The 19,254-nt window shown below is 63.8% G+C and carries 7 protein-coding genes; 6 read left to right on the top strand and 1 reads right to left on the bottom strand.

From position 1 onward, the window contains the following. Positions 1–289: 289 nt before the first annotated feature. Entirely contained in the window at positions 290–1,621 is a 1,332-nt protein-coding gene (locus tag BW11_RS05170; RefSeq protein WP_140444925.1) for an MFS transporter, read from the bottom strand. Positions 1,622–4,764: 3,143 nt separating this feature from the next. Between BW11_RS05170 and BW11_RS05165 the strand changes: the two genes are divergently transcribed. From BW11_RS05165 to BW11_RS05140, 6 genes are all read left to right on the top strand, one after another. Further along, positions 4,765–9,984, top strand: a complete 5,220-nt coding sequence (locus BW11_RS05165) for an acyl-CoA dehydratase activase-related protein (RefSeq protein ID WP_140444924.1) — start codon at positions 4,765–4,767, stop codon at positions 9,982–9,984. A gap of 113 nt (positions 9,985–10,097) precedes the next feature. After that, positions 10,098–11,375: a glutamate-cysteine ligase family protein gene (locus BW11_RS05160; RefSeq protein WP_140444923.1), complete on the top strand. Its 1,278-nt coding sequence runs from the start codon at positions 10,098–10,100 to the stop codon at positions 11,373–11,375. A 116-nt stretch (positions 11,376–11,491) separates the two neighbouring features. Then, the gene (locus BW11_RS05155) at positions 11,492–13,900 is read left to right on the top strand and encodes a glycoside hydrolase family 3 N-terminal domain-containing protein (protein WP_140444922.1); all 2,409 of its coding nucleotides are present in this window, start codon (positions 11,492–11,494) and stop codon (positions 13,898–13,900) included. A 794-nt stretch (positions 13,901–14,694) separates the two neighbouring features. Continuing rightward, positions 14,695–15,258, top strand: a complete 564-nt coding sequence (locus tag BW11_RS05150; RefSeq protein WP_081887438.1) for a MarR family winged helix-turn-helix transcriptional regulator — start codon at positions 14,695–14,697, stop codon at positions 15,256–15,258. A gap of 140 nt (positions 15,259–15,398) precedes the next feature. Beyond that, positions 15,399–17,195 carry an ABC transporter ATP-binding protein gene (locus BW11_RS05145; protein ID WP_258184564.1) on the top strand — a complete coding sequence of 599 codons (1,797 nt, stop codon included), beginning with the start codon at positions 15,399–15,401 and terminating at the stop codon, positions 17,193–17,195. Next, positions 17,192–19,252, top strand: coding sequence for an ABC transporter ATP-binding protein (locus BW11_RS05140; RefSeq protein WP_140444920.1), 2,061 nt, complete (start codon positions 17,192–17,194; stop codon positions 19,250–19,252). Before BW11_RS05145 ends, BW11_RS05140 begins: the two co-directional genes overlap by 4 nt. Positions 19,253–19,254: the final 2 nt, after the last annotated feature.

Genomic DNA, 19,254 nt, shown 5'->3' with positions numbered 1-19,254 from the left:
CGAGAATTCCATCCACTTGAGGCAACGGCCCATGCCACAACGCGACAATACGGCATCGTTTCGTGAGTTATGGCAAAAGCTGATTTTCGAGAGGCTTGGAATTCCGCCATTCTTGCCGAGAGGTCGAAATCGTGCGTCTGGAGCGCCTGCCACAACTCGCGAAAACCATTCGATTCCGCAAGCTGTGGCAGGGGTCTGTGCCATAACGCGATGAAACGCCGTTATGCTACGTGTTGTGGCGCGTCGTCGCGACGCCAGGCGCAGGGACTGTCAGGCGTGGCGCCGGAACCTACTTCACACGCTTGACGGCGAGGATGAGCAGGCCGCCGACCACGCAGATGATGGTCTCGGTCGGGAAGATCCACTGGTAGTTGTTGCCGGAGATCGTCAGGATGAAGCCGGCGACGGCGGGGCCGAAGATCTGTCCGAGCGTGTTGGCCATGTTGATGATGCCGAGATCCTTGGCGGCGGTCTTCGGATCGGGCAGCACGGCCACGTTGAGTGCGCCGTCGACGGCGTTGTAGCCGCCCATGCCGATGCCGGCGATCACCGCGTAGGCATACATCGTCCACGGTTCCGGTGCGAGGAACGGGAAGAACGCGCCGACACCGAGCAGGATCGTCGTGATGGCGACCGGCAGCTTGAGCCTGTGGAAGCGATCGGCGAGCGGTCCGGCGATGATGCAGAACACGATGCCGGTGATCATGAGGATCATCGACATGATCTTCAGGGAGGCGGACTGCTGGTCGGCGTCGAGCTTCATGTAGTCGGAGAAGATGTACAGCTGATAGCCGACGATCACGTACTGTCCGGTGACCATGAGCATCTTGCCGACGAGAGCGAGGTAGTAGTCGCGGCAATTCTTCGTCGGGAACATGAAGTTCTGCCTGATGGTGGCGGCGTCGAACTTCACCTTGGCGACGTGCGCGTTGCTGGGTTCGCGCATGAGCAGCGGGGAGACCACGCCGCCGATCGCGGCGATGACGGCGAAGATCAGGATGCCGGTGGTGGCCGCCGTGTTGTCCTTGATGAAGCTGGAGGCGATGATGCCGGAGCCGTAGTTGCCGATGGCCATGCCGATGCCCCAGAACGACGAGATCGTGCCACGCCAGCGCGGGGCGATGCGGTCGGAGATCTGGGCGATCATCGGGGCGGTCACGCAGTTGAGGGCCACGTTGTACAGGGTCCAGGTGACCAGCAGCATCGGCCACGAGTTGGCGAACGCGAACCAGACGAACAGCAGTGCGCAGGCGATCGACGAGCAGAAGATCCACGGAGATCGCGAGCCGAAGCGTGAGCGCGTGATGTCCGACAGCGCGCCGGCGATGATATTGGAGATGGTTGCCGCGATCATCGCGACGAGCGAGAACAGCGGGATCAGCGCGACCTTCTGGTCGGGGGCGAAGAACTGCAGCTTGGCGGGCAGCAGCGTGGCCGAGACGCCCACGTAGGCGATCATCCAGCAGGCCGGACCGACCATGAGGCCGAGGCCGAGACGGGTGGGCAGCTTCGGCTGCTGCTCGTTGGTGACGCCGTAGACCGGTTGATCCGATGTGGCTTCGAGTGATGTGGTTGCGTTATCAGGACCGTTGCCGGCCGAGTTGAATGATCTGTCAGACATGATCGGTGCCTCTTCTTCTCATAGGGCTTATTTCCCATGCAGTTTGTGGCATTCGTCACCTGTGTGGGATTGCTGCCCGGTGTGTATCCATAAGATGTTTGCGTAAACATCTATAGACGTGGGTAGTGACAATTCGTTCGATAAAGTGAGTTTGTGTTTGATATTCTGGACTTCGGTGCGATGAATTTGCGTTGTTCTGGGCTGTGGTGTTCTGAGCCGTGGTGTTCTGGGCTGTGGTGTTCTGGGTTTTGATTCTGTCTGAGTTTGTGGTGTTCTGGGTTTTGATTCTGTCTGAGTTTGTGGTGTTCTAGGTTTTGATGCGCTGGTTCGCGGTGCTCTAGTATCCCGCGCTGTAGCTTCATTGATGAACTGCTGCCCTTCATCCCGCTGGCTGCCCCTCGGTTCCACTTGCTACCTCTTGGTCCTGCTGGCTGTATTGCTTCAATGTTTGTTCGGCGGACACCAACTTGCCAAAACACACTGCTGGCCACCCCTTGGTCCTGCTGACAGCCCTTCAGTCCCGCTTCGCGGGCCAGCTCATCCCGTATAAAGGACGCGCGCTATGCCCGTGCATCTTACTGGCTCGCCTGTCGGCTCGCACGTTGCCTGCAAACAGTTTCGCCGTTTACCTCACGGCAACGTCCCGCCTGACAAGGGGAGTCCCGACAAGGGGAGCTGGAAACGAGTCCAACGAATTTCTGGAGTGCGATGTCAGATCTGCGTCACTTAGGCATCACACAGATCTACGTCAACTAGCCGCCTGCCAAACAAATCCGACTCGAGCATCCAGTCCGGTCCGAGCCCATTGCGTCCAATCCCATAGGATCCACCACAACAACCCACACTTCTCATTCCATTACGTTCGATCCCGTAGGATCTGACGCTATGGGAGGTCGCGGAGTCGCGAAAACGTCCGAACCTATAGGATCCGCCGCGAGAGCTTCCATTTCTCATTCCATTGCGTTCGATCCCGTAGGATCCGACATTATGGGAGGTTGCACGGTTGGGAAACGTCCGATCCTATAGGATCCGCTGCGAGAGTCCTCATTTTCTCGTTCCATTGCGTCCGTTCCCCCACGGTCCGGCGTTATGGGGCTTGTGGGGTTGCGAAAACGTTCGATCCCTTTGGGTCCAACACGGCGACCGGAGTGGATCAGGGAATGGATGCGTGATGAGTCGTGATGGGTCTGCCACTCGGTGCATGTCAATCGGTTGATGTTCGTTGAGTGGCAGAAAACCGTGCCGCTCAACGCGATTTCGGTGGTTTTTCGCGTTGAACGGCAGACAGATCGGCGGCGGGGGCGGTCCTTGCGATACTGGCCATTGCAGAATCGTTGGAAAATAGCCATTTTGACAACATGTAAAAAGGTGATGGGGGTGGCAATGACGCATCGTCGTGCCGCTCAACGCCAAAACCGCCGAAAAATGCGTTGAGCGGCACAGGAGGGGTGCGGCCGGGCGGTATGGCTGGCGGTATGGCTGAAGTGGCATAGCTGGGCGACACAGGAGGGGTGCGGCCGGGCGGTATGGCTGGCGGTATGGCTGAAGTGGCATAGCTGGGCGACACAGCCGGGGTGCGGCCGGGCGGTATAGCTGGGGTGCGGCTGGGCGGTGTGGCTGGGACGGACGGTATGGCTGAAGTGGCATGCATAGCTGGACGGCACCGTCGGGGCGCAGATGGGCGGCATAGCTGAAGTGGCGTGGCCGGGCGCCATGACTGAGGTGGTGCGGCCGAGTGGCGCAATTGAGTTGGCCTGTGATGGCTCGGTCGAGCGTCTAGCATATTGCGCCGGGAATTCGTTGGTCTCATTCTTGGCTGCCCTTGTCGGGACGTTGCCGCGGAGCAAACGGCGGAGCTGCTTGTAGACAACGTGCAAGCTGGCAGGCGAGTCGGTATGACGCGTGTGTCCGTAATTGCAGGACGAGCCGGCCTGCAAAGCGGGTCCGAGGAGTTGTCAATTCAAATTCAACAATGGATTCACGGCGCAGGGTACTAGCCGTCTCTGCTTGTTCCGGGGGATTCAACGTGAAAAACGCGGGGAATCGCGTTGAATCCCTCGGATTCGCGGGACTCAACGCGGTTATAGGCGATTTCGTCGCTGAGTCCCACGGCCTGAACGCCCGACTCCGTGACCGCCTGTCGTCCGCAGAATGGAAATCGTTGGAATTCCGCCGTTTTACGGCGGTATTGACGGGGCGTTTCCAGCCCGGTGCCGGTGTGGGCGGGTGTGGTCGCGGGACTCAGAGCGGAAAACGCAGGGAATCGCGTTGAGTCCCCCGGATTCGTGGGACTCAGGGCCGGAATCGGCCTTGACCGCGTTGAGTCCCACGCGAGGCTGCCGAGACAGACCGCAGGAGAATGCGCAAATGGGCGAAATTCGGGATCGAGTATTCGAATGCCGCCGTTTCGACAATGGAAAGGCCCTTTCCCTGAGGCTCAATGGCGAGCAACCACCCGCGAAAACAGCAATAGCGCCTCATTGCATTAGGTAGGCAGCACAGGGATCATCGCAACAGGGCAACGGAGTCATGTAGATCTATTTGACGCAGATGGAGAGATGACTTGGCCGTGCGAGCGTGTGGACACCACAGCCGGCTGGCAGTCCACGACTCGCGTGTAGCGGGATGGAATCGTTATGAGGTATCGGGAGGTTTGTTCTGCATCGCCATATCGGGGATTCAGTGCTGGAATGGGGCGAAGTGGCGTTGGGGCCCGCGACCGCGTTGGGTCCCGCGACCGCGTTGAGCTCCGCGGATGATCGCGGCAGGTGGCGTCCCCCGTCTCCTGCGCGTATACCCTGAACCGCACTTCCATGTGCAATAACGCAAAGCATGCCTCGTCGTGCATTCGTTGACGAATGCCGGCGCAGGGCGTTCGCCAGCTCATCTACGCGTTCGTGCGTTCGTGCGTTCGTGCGTTCGTGCGGATGGGCTCGCACCGACCCAATCCCAGTCCCGACAGGACACGCGGGAACGTTGCGTTTGCGGCTTTTCCTGTTAGATGAATCACGCTGAATGACCGCGTCACCCGCCGCTCTTGGGCGGGGCTTCGGACTACAGTATGGGTTTTGAGCGGCCGGGCCATACGCTATCTGTGCGCGACGCGCAAGGGGCGTCCCGGAAAATCGGTTGAAGAGGTTTACATGGTGAACGAAGCACATACCGTGGCGTCGAACCACGATACGAAGCCTTTGCGCGTGGGATTGGACATCGGCTCCACTACCGTCAAGGCCGTCGTGCTCGACCAGTCCGACTCCCTGTCCGAGACCCTGTTCTCCGACTATCGCCGACATCACGCCAACGTGCGCGCCACCGTCGCGGGGCTGCTTGTCGACATCCGCAAGAAGCTCGAAGAGCTCGGGCGCGGCGACGAGCCGATTCGCCTCGCCATCACCGGATCCGGCGGACTTGCGCTCGCGGACAACCTGCGCGTGCCGTTCGTCCAGGAGGTCATCGCCGAGACCGAGGCGATCGACAAGGAGTACCCGCAGGCCGACGTCATCATCGAGCTCGGCGGCGAGGACGCGAAGATCACCTACCTCAAGCCCACCCCGGAGCAGCGCATGAACGGTTCGTGCGCGGGCGGCACCGGCGCGTTCATCGACCAGATGTCGACTCTGCTTGATACCGACGCCGCAGGCCTCAACGAGATGGCCAAGAGCTACCAGAACCTGTATCCGATCGCGTCGCGCTGCGGCGTGTTCGCGAAGACCGACCTGCAGCCGCTGATCAACGACGGTGCCGCCAAGCCGGATCTCGCCGCATCCATCTTCACCGCCGTCGCCACGCAGACCATCGCCGGTCTCGCCTCCGGACGCCCGATCCACGGCACCGTGATCTTCCTCGGCGGACCGCTGTTCTTCATGAGCGAGCTGAGAGCCGCGTTCCAGCGCGCGCTCGACGGCAAGGTCGACGAGTTCATCGTGCCGACCAACGCCCACCTGTACGTCGCGTACGGCGCGGCCCTGCAGGCCGAGACCGACGTCGACGACGAGGGCCATCACTTCGAAGCGCATTCCTGCGCCGATATCTTGAAGCGCTTGGAGGAGCTCAAGAACCTGCCCTCCAATACCCCGACCATGCCGCCGCTGTTCCCCACCGAGGCCGATCGCGAGGCGTTCAACGAACGCCACCACCGCGAGCACATCCACATCGGCACGCTCGAGGACGCGCACGGTCCGCACTTCCTTGGTATCGACGCCGGATCGACCACCATCAAGGCCACGCTCGTCAACGACGATCGCGAGATCGTCTGGTCCTCGTACGCGAACAACGAGGGCAGCCCGCTGACCGCCGCCATCAACATCGTCAAACAGATCCAGTCCGAACTGCCGGCCGACGCGTGGATCGCCCGCTCGTGCGCCACAGGCTACGGCGAGGGGCTCATCACCACAGGCCTGCATCTGGACGAGGGCGTCGTCGAGACGATGGCCCACTACCGCGGCGCCGAAATGGTCAGCCCCGGCGTCACCGCCGTCATCGACATCGGCGGCCAGGACATGAAGTACCTCGCCATCACCGACGGCGTCATCGACTCGATCGCCGTCAACGAGGCGTGCTCGTCCGGCTGTGGCTCGTTCCTGCAGACCTTCGCCATGTCGATGGGACTGACGATCCAGGAGTTCACGGCCAAGGCGCTCGCCTCCACGCATCCGGTCGATCTGGGATCGCGATGCACCGTGTTCATGAACTCGTCGGTCAAGCAGGCGCAGAAGGAGGGCGCCTCGATCGAGGACATCGCCGCCGGCCTGTGCTATTCCGTCGTGCGCAACGCCCTGTACAAGGTGATCAAGCTGCGCGACGCTGGCGAGCTCGGCGACACGGTCGTCGTGCAGGGCGGCACGTTCCTCAACGACGCCGTGCTGCGTGCGTTCGAACTGCTCACGGGCCGTGAGGTGACCCGCCCGAACATCGCGGGACTCATGGGCGCGTACGGCGCGGCCCTGACCGCTCGCATGCACTATGAGGACGTCGCGGACGACGACCACGATCACGTCGCGGCGGACGGCACCTCCCTCGAGGACGCGGGCGATTCGGCCGGCGCGACCGATTCGGCCGAGGCCGAGGCCGAGGAGTCCGCTGCGGGCGACACGCCCAACGCCGACGCGCACGAGGGTGAGGTCGTCATCGACGGCGTGCACCACACCGCCTCGTCGATTCTCACCGGCGACGCGCTCGACAACATGTCGATGACCACCGAACGCGACGTGTGCAAGCTGTGCCAGAACCACTGCAAGCTCACCATCACCACGTTCTCCGACGGTTCGCGCTTCGTGACAGGCAACCGCTGCGAGCGCGGCGGCGACGCGAAGAAGCAGCGCTCCGACCGTCCGAACCTCTACGACTACAAGTACAAGCGCTGCTTCGCCTACCGCAGGCTCACCGACAAGAAGGCCACGCGCGGCGAGATCGGCATCCCCCGCGCCCTCAACATGTACGAGAACTACCCGTTCTGGTTTACGCTGCTGACCTCCCTGGGCTTCAAGGTGATGATCTCCGGACGATCCAGCCACGAACTGTTCGAGACCGGCATCGAATCGATCGCCTCCGAGAACATCTGCTACCCGGCCAAGCTCGTGCACGGCCACATCAAGTGGCTGCTGGGCAAGGGCGTCAAGACGATCTTCTACCCGTGCGTGAGCTACGAGGAGAACCTCGTGCCCAACACGGACAACCACTACAACTGCCCGGTCGTGGCGAACTACCCGCTCGTCGTCGGCGCGAACATGCCCGAACTGCGCGAGGAGGGCGTGCGCTACATGCACCCCTACTTCAACCTCGCCAACCACGAGCTCATGGTCGACCGCATCGTCGAGGAGTTCGCGTGGGCGAACGTCACGCGTGAGGAGGCGGAGACCGCCGTCAAGGCCGCCTACGCCGAGGACAAGGTCTTCAAGCACGACGTGCAGCAGGAGGGCCTCAAGGCCCTCGCCTATATGAAGGAGCACAACTGCCGCGGCATCGTGCTCGCCGGCCGCCCCTACCACATCGACCCGGAGATCAACCACGGCATCCCCGAGACCATCTGCGCGCTCGGCATGGTCGTCCTCTCCGAGGATTCGATCTGCGAGCTGCAGCCGGGGGAGAAGCTCAACCTGACCGAATTCCTCGCGCAAGGCGAGGAGGATCCGCGCAGGAAGAACGCCAACGGGTTCCGCCATGTCGGCGACCGCACCGTCACGCGCATGCCGCTGCGCGTGACCAACCAGTGGGCCTACCACTCCCGCCTGTACGCGGCGGCCCACTTCGTCGCCTCCTATCCGGGGCTCGAGCTCGTCCAGCTCAACTCGTTCGGCTGCGGTCTCGACGCGATCACCACCGATCAGGTCGCCGAGATCCTCGCGGACAAGGCCGACGTGTACACGCTGCTCAAGATCGACGAGGTCTCCAACCTCGGCGCCGCCAAGATCCGCCTGCGCTCGCTCAAGGCCGCCGTCGAGGAGCGCGAGGCCAACAAGCGCCGCGAGGAGCAGGCGACACGCGCCCTTGAGGCGGCCCGGTCCGCCGGCGTCGACAAGCGCGATCAGCCGCTGCTGGATGACAGGGCGATCGCCGCGAAATCCGCAGAACTGGAGGCACAGATGGAGGAACGTCGCAAGGCGCAGGCCAAGGCCGAAGCCGATCTGGCCGCCGCGAAGGCCGCACTCGCCGAGGCGCAGGCCGCCGTCGACGCCGCCGAGGCCAAGGTCAAGGCCGAGCAGGCCGCCTCCGACGCGTCCGGTGATGCGTCCGGCGACGCGTCCGGTGACGTCTCCGGCTCCGTTCCCGCCGGCGCGCCGAAGTCCACCGGATTCCGCAGGACCGGATCCAAGGCGCCGACCCCCGGCCGCCAGATCCTCCTCGACACGACGATGGCCGCCAACCCGAAGCTCACCGAACGCATGCGCGAGGCGTCCAAGCGCGCCGCCAAACGCGACATCGAGGCCGCCCGCCTCGCCGCGCTCGGCGAAGGCACCACCTCCGATGCCGAGAAGACCGGCAAGTCCGCCGGCAACGGGAAGACCAAGGGCCACAACAACGCCACCATGTCCCGCTACGCGCATCGCGAGAAGTTCGTCAAGGACATGAAGAAGAACTACACGATCGTCGCCCCGCAGATGAGCCCGATCCACCTCTCGCTCGTCGAATCGGTCATCCGCTCCGGCGGCTACAAGTTCGACGTCCTGAAGCACGCCTCCCGCGCGGATGTGGAGACCGGCCTCAAATACGTCAACAACGACGCCTGCTACCCGGCCATCATGGTCATCGGCCAGCTCATCGACGCGATCCTCGAAGGCAAGTACGATCCGGACCACGTGGCGCTCGCCATCACCCAGACCGGCGGCATGTGCCGTGCGACCAACTACTTCGGTCTGATCCGCAAGGCCCTGATCGACGCGGGCTACCCGCAGATCCCGATCATCGCCATCTCCACGCAAGGCTTGGAGGACAACCCCGGATTCAAGGCCACCGTGCCGATGCTGCATCGCGCGGTCAAGGCGCTGATCCTGGGAGACCTCCTGATGAAGTGCCTCTACCGCGTGCGCCCGTACGAGGTGGAGAAGGGCTCGGCGAACAGGCTCTACGAGCAGTGGGACACGATCGTGCGCGAGACGATCGAGCATCACGGCTACTCGAAGACCGGTGCGAAGACCCCGTGGCTGAAGAAGGGCTGGCTGCCGTACCCGACCCTCGCCAAGGAGATCGTCAAGTCGTTCGACGCCCTGCCCTTGAAGGACATCCCGCGCAAGGTGCGCGTCGGCGTGGTCGGCGAGATCCTCGTCAAGTACCAGCCGGACGCGAACAACCACGTCGTCGACGTCATCGAATCGCAGGACTGCGAGGCCGTGGTGCCCGGCATCATGGAGTTCATGACCACCAAGCCGTACATCACCGACTGGAACGAGCACAACCTCGGCATGGGCGGCAACCAGTTCGCCTACGCCGTGATGCGCTGGGGCCTCGACCGCTACTTCGCGCCGATCAACGCCGCGCTCGACACCTCGCACGGCAAGTTCCGCCGCGACGAGCCGATGCCGGAGCTCGTCAAGAAGGCCGCCGAGGTCACGTCGATCGGCGTGCAGGCCGGCGAGGGATGGCTGCTGACGGCCGAGATCCTCGAACTCATCGAACAGGGCTGCCCGAACGTGATCTGCGCGCAGCCGTTCGCCTGCCTGCCGAACCACGTGACCGGCCGCGGCATGTTCGGCAAGATCCGCCGACTGCACCCGGAGGCCAACATCGTCTCGATCGACTACGATCCGGGCGCCTCCGAGGCCAACCAGCTCAACCGCATCAAGCTCATGATCGCGGCGGCGAAGAAGGCGCACAAGGCCAAGTTCGCCGACGGCGACGAGCCGCAGGGCTTCACGACCGCCGACTGAACGTCGGCTGCGTTGGCCGGAAACCCATGGAAATCGCCCGCTATCGGAAAAAGGTATAGCCGATTGGCGGGCGTACGGCGGGGCGCGGCCGGAGGGCCGATACCATACCGCTTATGGTTACTCCCAGAATCAGTTACGCGCACCTGCTCGCCAAGCCGAATCCGAAGCATGTCGAAAGTCTCCTGAAGTTCTTCGAGGCGGGCCGGTCCGAGCGCGGCACCGGTGGCTTCGGTGTCGAGATCGAGCATCTGCCGGTGCACAACAGCGACGATACGGCGGTGAGCTACTACGAGCCGAATGGCATCGAGGCGCTGTTGAAGCGCATCGCCCCGTATTACGATCACGACAAGGAGTACTGGGAGAACGATCATCTGGTGGGCCTTTCGCGCCCCGGCATCGCCGTGTCGCTCGAGCCGGGCGGCCAGGTCGAGACCTCGATCGGCATCCTGCACAAGCCGGAGGATCTGCTGCAGACGTACGCGACCTTCCGCCGCGAGGTCGACCCGGTGCTCGACGAACTCGGTTTCCGTCTGGTCAACTACGGCTACCAGCCCAAGTCCAGCTTCGCCGACGTGCCGGTCAATCCGAAGGACCGCTACGATGCGATGACCGACTATCTGGGACGTGTCGGCCAGTTCGGCCCGTGTATGATGCGCTGCTCCGCCTCCACGCAGGTGAGCATCGACTTCGTCGACGAGAAGGATTCGATCGACAAGATGCGCGTCGGCACCGCGATCGGCCCGATCCTCGCATGGTTCTTCCGCAACACCCCGTACTTCGAGGGGCGTCTCAACCCGTATCCGCTGCTGCGTCAGCGCATGTGGGACTACCTCGACTTCCAGCGCACGAACGTGATCCCGGGCCTGTATGACCAGCGATTCGGCTGGGAGGACTACGCGATCGACGTGCTGTCCACGCCGCTCATGTTCGCCGATCTGACGCACACGCCCGAGGCCGTCGAGGCCGGGCTGAGCCGCAAGGAGCTGCATCACGCGGCGTTCCGCGAGAACGCGGGCGAGGTGTACCCGGATCGCGAGCTCAACGCGTACGAGATCAACCACATCATCTCCACGCACTTCAACGACGTGCGTCTCAAGAACTTCATCGAGTTCCGCCACTGGGACTCCCTGCCGATCGAACGCGCCGAGAGGCTCACCGAGATCATCAACTCGCTGTACTACGTGCCGTCCAACCGCATCCGCCTCGAAAGCTACTTCGACGGGCTCACCGAGGAGGACGTGTTCGAGGCCAAGGCCAACATCCAGGCCCATGGCCGCGATTCCAACCCTTACGGCCAGCCGCTCGACTTCTGGCGCGAGTTCCTCGGCCTCGAAGGCCTGCTCGAGGACATCCCCGGCGATCCGAAGCACCCCGAGGTGTTCCAGGGCTAAAGGGATCTCAAAGGGATCTCAAAAGGGATACTATGGGCTCGTGCATGGGCGAGGTGACACCGCTGGTCACCTCGCCCATTTGCTTTCCGCTCATCCCAGCCGAAAGGAACACAGCCATGACCAAGGAAACGGCCAACCAGACCCCATACGCACCCGTCACCGCCGACGCGCCATACAGGAACCCCGATCTGCCCGTATCCGAGCGCATCGCCGACCTCATCTCCCGCATGAGCCTCGAGGAGAAGGTCGGGCAGATGATGCAGCTCGACGCGCGCAGCAACGATCTCAACGATCTCATCGTGAACAGGCACGTCGGATCCATCCTGCACACCAGCCGCAAGGATCTGTCGCTCGCCGTCGACATCGTCAACGAGAAGACCCGACTCGGCATCCCCCTGATCATCGGCGACGACTGCATCCACGGCTACTCGTTCTGGCCCGGCGCCACGATCTTCCCCTCCCAGCTGGGCATGGCCGTCAGCTGGGACCCCGCCAAGGTCGAGGCGGCCGCACGCGCCACCGCCGAAGAGGTGTCCTGCACCGGCGTGCACTGGACGTTCTCCCCGGTCCTGTGCATCGCCCGCGACACCCGTTGGGGCCGCGTCGACGAGACCTTCGGCGAGGATCCGACACTGATCGGCGAATTCGCCTCCGCCATGGTCAGGGGCTATCAGGGCGGTGCCAAGGCCGGTGAACCCCTGCCCAAGGATGCGATCCTCGCCTGCGCCAAGCACTTCGCCGGCTACTCCGAAACCCAGGGAGGCCGCGACGCCTCGGAGGCCGACCTGAGCCACCGCAAGCTCGAATCGTGGTTCCTGCCACCGTTCGAGCGAGTGGCCAAGGAGGGATGCGGCACGTTCATGCTCGGCTACGAGTCCATCGACGGCGTGCCCGTCACGTTCAACAAGTGGCTGCTCACCGACAAGCTGCGCGGCGCATGGCAGTACAACGGCACGCTCATCACCGACTGGGACAACGTGGGACGCTCCGTCTGGGAGCAGCACGTCAAGCCGGACTACGTGCACGCCGCGGCCGACGCCGTCAAGGCCGGCAACGACCTGATCATGACCACCCCGCAGTTCTACGAGGGAGCGATCGAGGCCGTGCGCACTGGTCTGCTGGACGAATCGCTGATTGACGAGGCCGTCTCCCGCATCCTCGCGCTCAAGTTCCGTCTCGGCCTGTTCGAGGATCCTCGCCTGCCGGACGAGGAGCGCATCAAGGCCGTCATCGGATGCGAGGCGCATCGCCGGGCCAACCTCGAACTCGCCCGCGAGTCCGTCGTACTGCTGCGCAACGACGGCGGCCTGCCGTTCGACGCCAACGCCGACGGCGCCGATGACGGCGCCGACGATGGACGCAAGCGGCGCATCGCCGTGATCGGACCGCTCGCCGACGACGCGCAGAACCAGCTGGGCGATTGGACCGGCAACTCCGGACAGGTCTCCTGGATGCCGGACGGCCAGCCGCGCGACATGATCGCCACCGTGCTCGACGGCTTCCGCCAGATCGCCGGCGACGAATGCGAGGTCGTCTACTCGCGCGGCGCGAACATCATCGACCTCGTCCCCGACCCGGCGGGCGAGTTCTATCCGGACGGACAGCCGCGCCCGAAGGTCGGCGTGGCCGCATCCGTCGACCGCAAGCTCATCGACGAGGCGGTTGCCAACGCCCGCCGGTCCGACCTGATCGTCGCCGTGGTCGGAGACGTGGTCCAGTTGATCGGCGAAGGCTGCTCCACCGCCACCCTCGACCTGCTCGGCGGCCAGAACGCGCTGCTCGACGCGCTCGCGGCCGTGTCCAGGGAGACCGGCAAGCCGATGGTCACCGTGCTGGTCAGCTCCAAGCCGCAGGTGTTCCCCGCCTCCATCGCCGGCGAGAACGGCGTCTTCGCCAAGCGCGTGAGCGACCCCGAGTCCGGCATCGGATCGATCCTGTGGGCCGCCAACCCGGGCATGGAGGGCGGCCGCGCCGTCGCCGAGATCGTGCTGGGTGTCACCGAGCCGTCCGGCAGGCTGCCGATCACCTTCCCGCGCCACGTGGGCCAGCTGCCTGTCTACTACAACCAGATCCGCGGCCAGCACGGCAACCGCTACGCCGATCTCACGCAGGATCCGGCGTTCGCGTTCGGCGAGGGCCTGTCCTACACGACGTTCGAGTACGGAGAGCCGGTCATCACCGGCGGCGCGAGCAACGCCGACGGCACGTTCGCCGAGACCGACACCGTGCACGCCGAAATCACCCTGACCAACACGGGCGAGCGCGAGGGCACCGAGATCGTGCAGGCGTACATCGGCGACCTCATCACCTCGTACAGCTGGACGGACCGCGAGCTCAAGGCCTTCCGTCGCGTCGAGCTCGAGCCCGGCGAGACCCGGACCGTCACGTTCGACATCCCGGTCGCCGACTGCACGATCGTCGACCCGGACGCCAACCGCATCGTCGAACCCGGCGAGTTCGAATTGCTCATCGGCCACTCGTCGAGGCGCGAGGACCTGAAGTGCACCACCTTCACCGTGGCGTGACAGTGTCGCTTCGCGTCCTCTGCGGTGTCCGGTGACTCTTGCCGGCAGTCGTGTTGCCGGCGGGAAAGAAAAAGGCACTCGGTGTCGGGGCGTTTCTGCCACAACTTGCACTGCGCGCCGATTCCGCGCTGTTGTGGCCCCCTGCGTTTCCACAACACGACCGGAACCGTACTTGTGCGATCCTGTGGCGGGAATCCCTGCCACGGGATCGACGATTTCGCTTTTTCGAACACTTGTGGCAACAGGTCCGGCCACAACACGACGAAATCGGCGTAATGCAAGCGTCGTGGCGTACCTCCCATTGCCGAATCCTTGGAATTCCGCCATTTTATTTGAATCGGTCCTCAAGTGCTTCTGGAGCATGCTGTCACGACTCGCCCGGAATCCCGTTTTCGAACACTTGTGGCAGCGGATTTTGCCACATCACGCCAATACGGCCGCAATGATCGGGTTATGGCAACGGGCGTGAAGGTGGCGAAGCAGGGTTTTCCACGTCCGCCGCTGAAACGGAGACAGGTGATTGTGACTGGCGAAGGTCTCCCCGCGTGAAGGCCGATGTTGTGCCCCGATGCCGTGTCGTCGGCGGTCCTCGGTCGCGCGACACGCCGATTGTTGCATATGCAACTGTTGTATACGGAACGTATTACCATGGCCGTCGGTAAAGGTTGCATATGCAACAATTCATCTGTGATGGACCGTCGACGCAAGTGCGACACCGCCCTGCAGGGTCCTGCAGTGCAGGGCAGTACGTCAAGACGGTTCGTCGCGGATCAACGGCAGTGAAGTGAGGAGATATGGACAAACACATCCTCAGCTTCGACCTGAGGGCCCTGGTCAAATCGCTCAACCGCCTGCTGAGCGAGACGATGCCCGAAACGGCGCGCATCGCCACCGGCGGCAACGCCCGCATCATCATGTTCCTCGCCCGCAACCGCGATCGCGACATCTACCAGCACACGATCGAACAGAAATTCTGCATCACGCGGTCCACCGCCTCGCGCGTGCTTGCGCTGATGGAGAAGAAGGGTCTGATCGAACGCGTGCCGGTGGAGCATGACGCCCGGCTCAAGAAAATCGTCCTGACCGACAAGGCCGACGCCATCGTCAGCATCCTCGTCGAGAACGGCGAGCGGATCGAACAGCGGCTGGTCGAGGGGTTCTCGGACGAGGAGCGTGCGGCGCTCGCCGGCTACGTCGAGCGCATGCGGGCGAACATCGACGCCGCGCGGTGCGAGTTCGAGGAACGCGAATCCGCCGATGACGGGACTGCCGGCACCGGTGGATTCGCCAGCGACGGAGCCGACAGGGCCGAAGAAAACGACATGGATACGAACGAAACGAAGGAGGAGCACGAGTGAGCGACAACACTCCAACGAAGACCGCGGCCGCGGCGGGCACGGACGCCGAGGCGGCCGCGACCGAGGCCGCGATCGAAAGGTCCCGCAAGGCCGTGGCACCCGCCAGGCCGAAGCACATCATCCGCACGTTGGCCGGATCGATGCGCGAATACAAGAAGGAAAGCCTGCTGACGCCGCTGTTCGTCGTCGTCGAGAGCGTGCTGGAGATCGTGATCCCCACGATCATGGCCTCGCTGATCGACCAGGGCGTCACCGGCGGCAACATGAACGCCATCGTCAAGTTCGGCCTGATCCTCCTGTGCTGCTCGGCGGTCTCGCTCATCACCGGCTTCCTCGCCGGAAAGTTCGCGGCGATCGCGGCCGCCGGCTTCGCCAGGAACCTGCGCCACGATCAGTTCGAGAAGGTGCAGGCGTTCAGCTTCACCAACATCGACCGCTTCTCCACCGGCTCGATCATCACCCGTCTGACGACCGACGTGACGAACCTGCAGATGGCGTACGGCATGATGATCCGCATGGGCGTGCGGGCCCCGATCATGGTTGTCGTCGCCTGGATTTTCTCGTTCCGCATCTCCCCGTCGATCTCGATGGTGTTCCTCGCCTGCATCCCGATCCTGGCGATCGGCCTGTGCGGACTCGCCGTGCTCGTCCATCCGGTCTTCGAGCGCGTGTTCCACACGTACGACGCCCTGAACAACGTCGTCGACGAGAACCTGCAGGGCATCCGCGTGGTCAAGTCCTACAACCGCGAGGATTTCGAGGTCTCCAAGTTCGACCGCATCTCGCAGCGCATCTTCAAGGACTTCAAGCTCGCCGAACGCATCATGAGCTTCAACAGCCCGATCATGATGTTCTGCATCTACGCCTCGATGATCATGATCTCGTGGATGGGCGCCCAGCAGATCGTCGCCTCCGGCAACAACGCCGCCATGGGACTGACCACCGGCGACCTGACGGCCCTCGTCACCTACGCGATGCAGATCCTCATGTCCATGATGATGCTCTCGATGATCTTCGTCATGATCATCATCTCCCAGGCCTCCGCCGAACGCATCTGCCAGGTGCTGCAGGAGGAGAGCACCGTCGTCGACCCGGCCGAGCCGGTCATGGAGGTCGCCGACGGCTCCATCGAATTCGCCCACGTCATGTTCCGCTACTCGGACAACTCCGAGAATCCGGTGCTCGACGACATCAACCTGACGATCCCGTCCGGCGCGACCGTCGGCATCGTCGGCGGCACCGGCTCCGCCAAGTCGAGCCTCGTCCAGCTCATCCCGCGCCTCTACGACGTGACCGGCGGCTGCCTCAAGGTCGGCGGCCGCGACGTGCGCGACTACGATCTGGAGACCCTGCGCGATCAGGTGGCGATGGTGCTGCAGAAGAACATCCTCTTCTCCGGCACGATCACCGAGAACCTCAAGTGGGGCAACCCCAAGGCCACGGACGAGGAGATCCGCCATGCCTGCCAGCTCGCGCAGGCCGACGGATTCGTCAGCGAGTTCCCCAAGGGCTACGACACGTACATCGAACAGGGCGGCACCAACGTCTCCGGCGGCCAGCGCCAGCGTCTGTGCATCGCCCGCGCGCTCCTGAAGAAGCCGAAGATCCTCATCCTCGACGACTCCACTTCGGCCGTCGACACGAAGACCGACAAGCTCATCCGCGAGGCCTTCCACCACGAGATCCCGGACACGACGAAGATCATCATCGCCCAGCGCGTCGCCTCCGTGCAGGAATCCGACATGATCCTCGTCATGGACAACGGACGCATCATGGCGCGCGGCACGCACGACGAGCTGCTCAAGACCTGCGACGAATACCGATCCATCTACGAGTCGCAGACCCGCAACACCGCCGCCGGACAGGCCGAACTCGACCGGCTCGAACAGGCAGAACAGGAAGCAAAGGACCAGGAAGCAAAGGAGGAGACCCGATGAGCGGCAACGACACCAAGCGCGACACCCGCGACGCGCGCGACGCGCGGGACAAGCAGACCTTCAACGGCCGCAAGCCGGCCATGGGCAAGCCGGCGCCGGGCACCACCAAGCGCCTCTTCGGCTACATCCTCTCCTACCGCTGGCATGTCGTCACCATCGTCACATGCATCCTCATCGGCGCGGTGGCGCAGGCCGGATCGGCGCTGTTCCTCCAGTCGCTCATCGACACGTACATCATCCCGATGGTCGGCGAAACGAACCCCGACTGGAACCCGCTGATCCGCGCCATCACCCTGATGGGCTGCCTGTACGTGGCCGGCATCGTCGCGTCGTGGGCTTGGCAGTACCTCATCGTTGCCGTCGAGCAGGGCACCCTGAAGAAGATCCGCGACGACATGTTCGCCCACCAGCAGAAGCTGCCGATCCGCTACTTCGACACCAACGAGCACGGCGACATCATGAGCCACTACACCAACGACACCGACACCCTGCGTCAGGCGATCAGCCAGTCGTTCCCGCAGATGTTCGCCTCGCTGATCTCCGCGCTCGCCGCGGTCATCTCGATGCTGTGGCTGTCCGTGCCGCTGACCCTGTTCGTGCTCGCGTTCACCGTGATGCTGTTCTTCATCATCAGGGCGATCGTCGGCCGCGCCGGACGCTTCTTCGTCCAGCAGCAGCGCTGGATCGGCGACGTCAACGCGTTCGTCGAGGAGTCCGTCAACGGACAGAAGGTCATCAAGGTCTTCAACCACGAGGACGCCACGCAGAGGACCTTCGACGAGAAGAACGACGAGCTGTTCGCCGCATCCGCCGAGGCGAACACGTGGGGCAACGTCACGATGCCGGTCGTCGGCAACATGGGCTACGTGCTCTACATCCTGCTCGCCATCATCGGCGGCGCGATGGCGCTGGCGGGCGTGGGCAACTTCGGCCTGTCCGGCTCCGGCCCGCTGACCATCGGCACGCTGGTCTCCCTGCTGACCTTGTCCCGCTCGTACATCAACCCGCTCGGACAGGTCTCCATGCAGCTCAACATGGTGATGATGGCCCTGGCCGGCGCATCCCGCATCTTCGCGCTGATGGACGAGCCGGTCGAGACCGACGGCGGCACCGTGACGCTCGTCAACGTCGAGCTCGGCGAGGACGGCGTGACGATGCGCGAGGTCGACCACGAGACCGGCCACTGGGCGTGGAAGCGCGAGGCCGGCGACGACGGCACGCGTTCGATCAAGGCCGCCGAGAAGCTGCACGGCAAGGCCCGTGAGGTCGCGCTCAAGGCCAGGGAACACGCCATCACCTCGCCCGACGGGCGTCTCACCCTGCTGCAGGGCGATGTGCGCTTCACCGACGTCACGTTCGGCTACAACCCCGACAAGCCGGTCCTGCACGACATCACCTGGTTCGCCAAGCCGGGTCAGAAGATGGCGCTCGTGGGCGCGACCGGTGCCGGCAAGACCACCGTCACGAACCTCATCAACCGGTTCTACGACATCCAGGAGGGCCAGATCCTCTACGACGGCATCGACGTGAAGAACATCGCCAAGCCCGATCTGCGCCGTTCGCTCGGCATCGTGCTGCAGGACGTGAACCTGTTCACCGGCACCGTGATGGACAACATCCGCTACGGTCGACTCGACGCCACCGACGAGGAGTGCATCGCCGCGGCGAAGCTGGTGAACGCCGACGGCTTCATCCGCATGCTGCCACAGGGGTACTCCACCGTGCTCGAGGGCGATGGTTCGGGCCTGTCGCAGGGTCAGCGCCAGCTGATCTCGATCGCCCGCGCCGCCGTGGCCGACTCCCCGGCGCTGATCCTCGACGAGGCCACCTCGTCGATCGACACGCGCACCGAGGAGGTCGTGCAGGCCGGCATGGACGCGCTGATGAAGGGGCGCACGGTGTTCGTCATCGCCCACCGCCTGTCCACCGTGCGCAACGCCGACGTGATCATGGTCCTCGACCATGGCCGCATCATCGAGCGTGGCAACCACGACGAGCTCATCGCCCTGAAGGGCGAGTACTATCAGCTCTACACCGGCGCGGTGGAGCTGGAGTAATC

Origin of the sequence: Bifidobacterium sp. UTCIF-38 (genome assembly GCF_006454495.1) — a bacterium.
Taxonomy (GTDB): Bacteria; Actinomycetota; Actinomycetes; order Actinomycetales; family Bifidobacteriaceae; genus Bifidobacterium; species Bifidobacterium callitrichos.
Note: the sequence above shows the minus strand (reverse complement) of the source record. Positions and strands in the feature narration are given on the sequence as shown.

Bases quoted from the DNA above. Each gene is read 5' to 3' on its own strand.
- BW11_RS05170 (WP_140444925.1), bottom strand. From the start codon at position 1,621: ATGTCTGACAGATCATTCAACTCGGCCGGCAACGGTCCTGATAACGCA.
- BW11_RS05165 (WP_140444924.1), top strand. From the start codon at position 4,765: ATGGTGAACGAAGCACATACCGTGGCGTCGAACCACGATACGAAGCCT.
- BW11_RS05160 (WP_140444923.1), top strand. From the start codon at position 10,098: ATGGTTACTCCCAGAATCAGTTACGCGCACCTGCTCGCCAAGCCGAAT.
- BW11_RS05155 (WP_140444922.1), top strand. From the start codon at position 11,492: ATGACCAAGGAAACGGCCAACCAGACCCCATACGCACCCGTCACCGCC.
- BW11_RS05150 (WP_081887438.1), top strand. From the start codon at position 14,695: ATGGACAAACACATCCTCAGCTTCGACCTGAGGGCCCTGGTCAAATCG.
- BW11_RS05145 (WP_258184564.1), top strand. From the start codon at position 15,399: ATGCGCGAATACAAGAAGGAAAGCCTGCTGACGCCGCTGTTCGTCGTC.
- BW11_RS05140 (WP_140444920.1), top strand. From the start codon at position 17,192: ATGAGCGGCAACGACACCAAGCGCGACACCCGCGACGCGCGCGACGCG.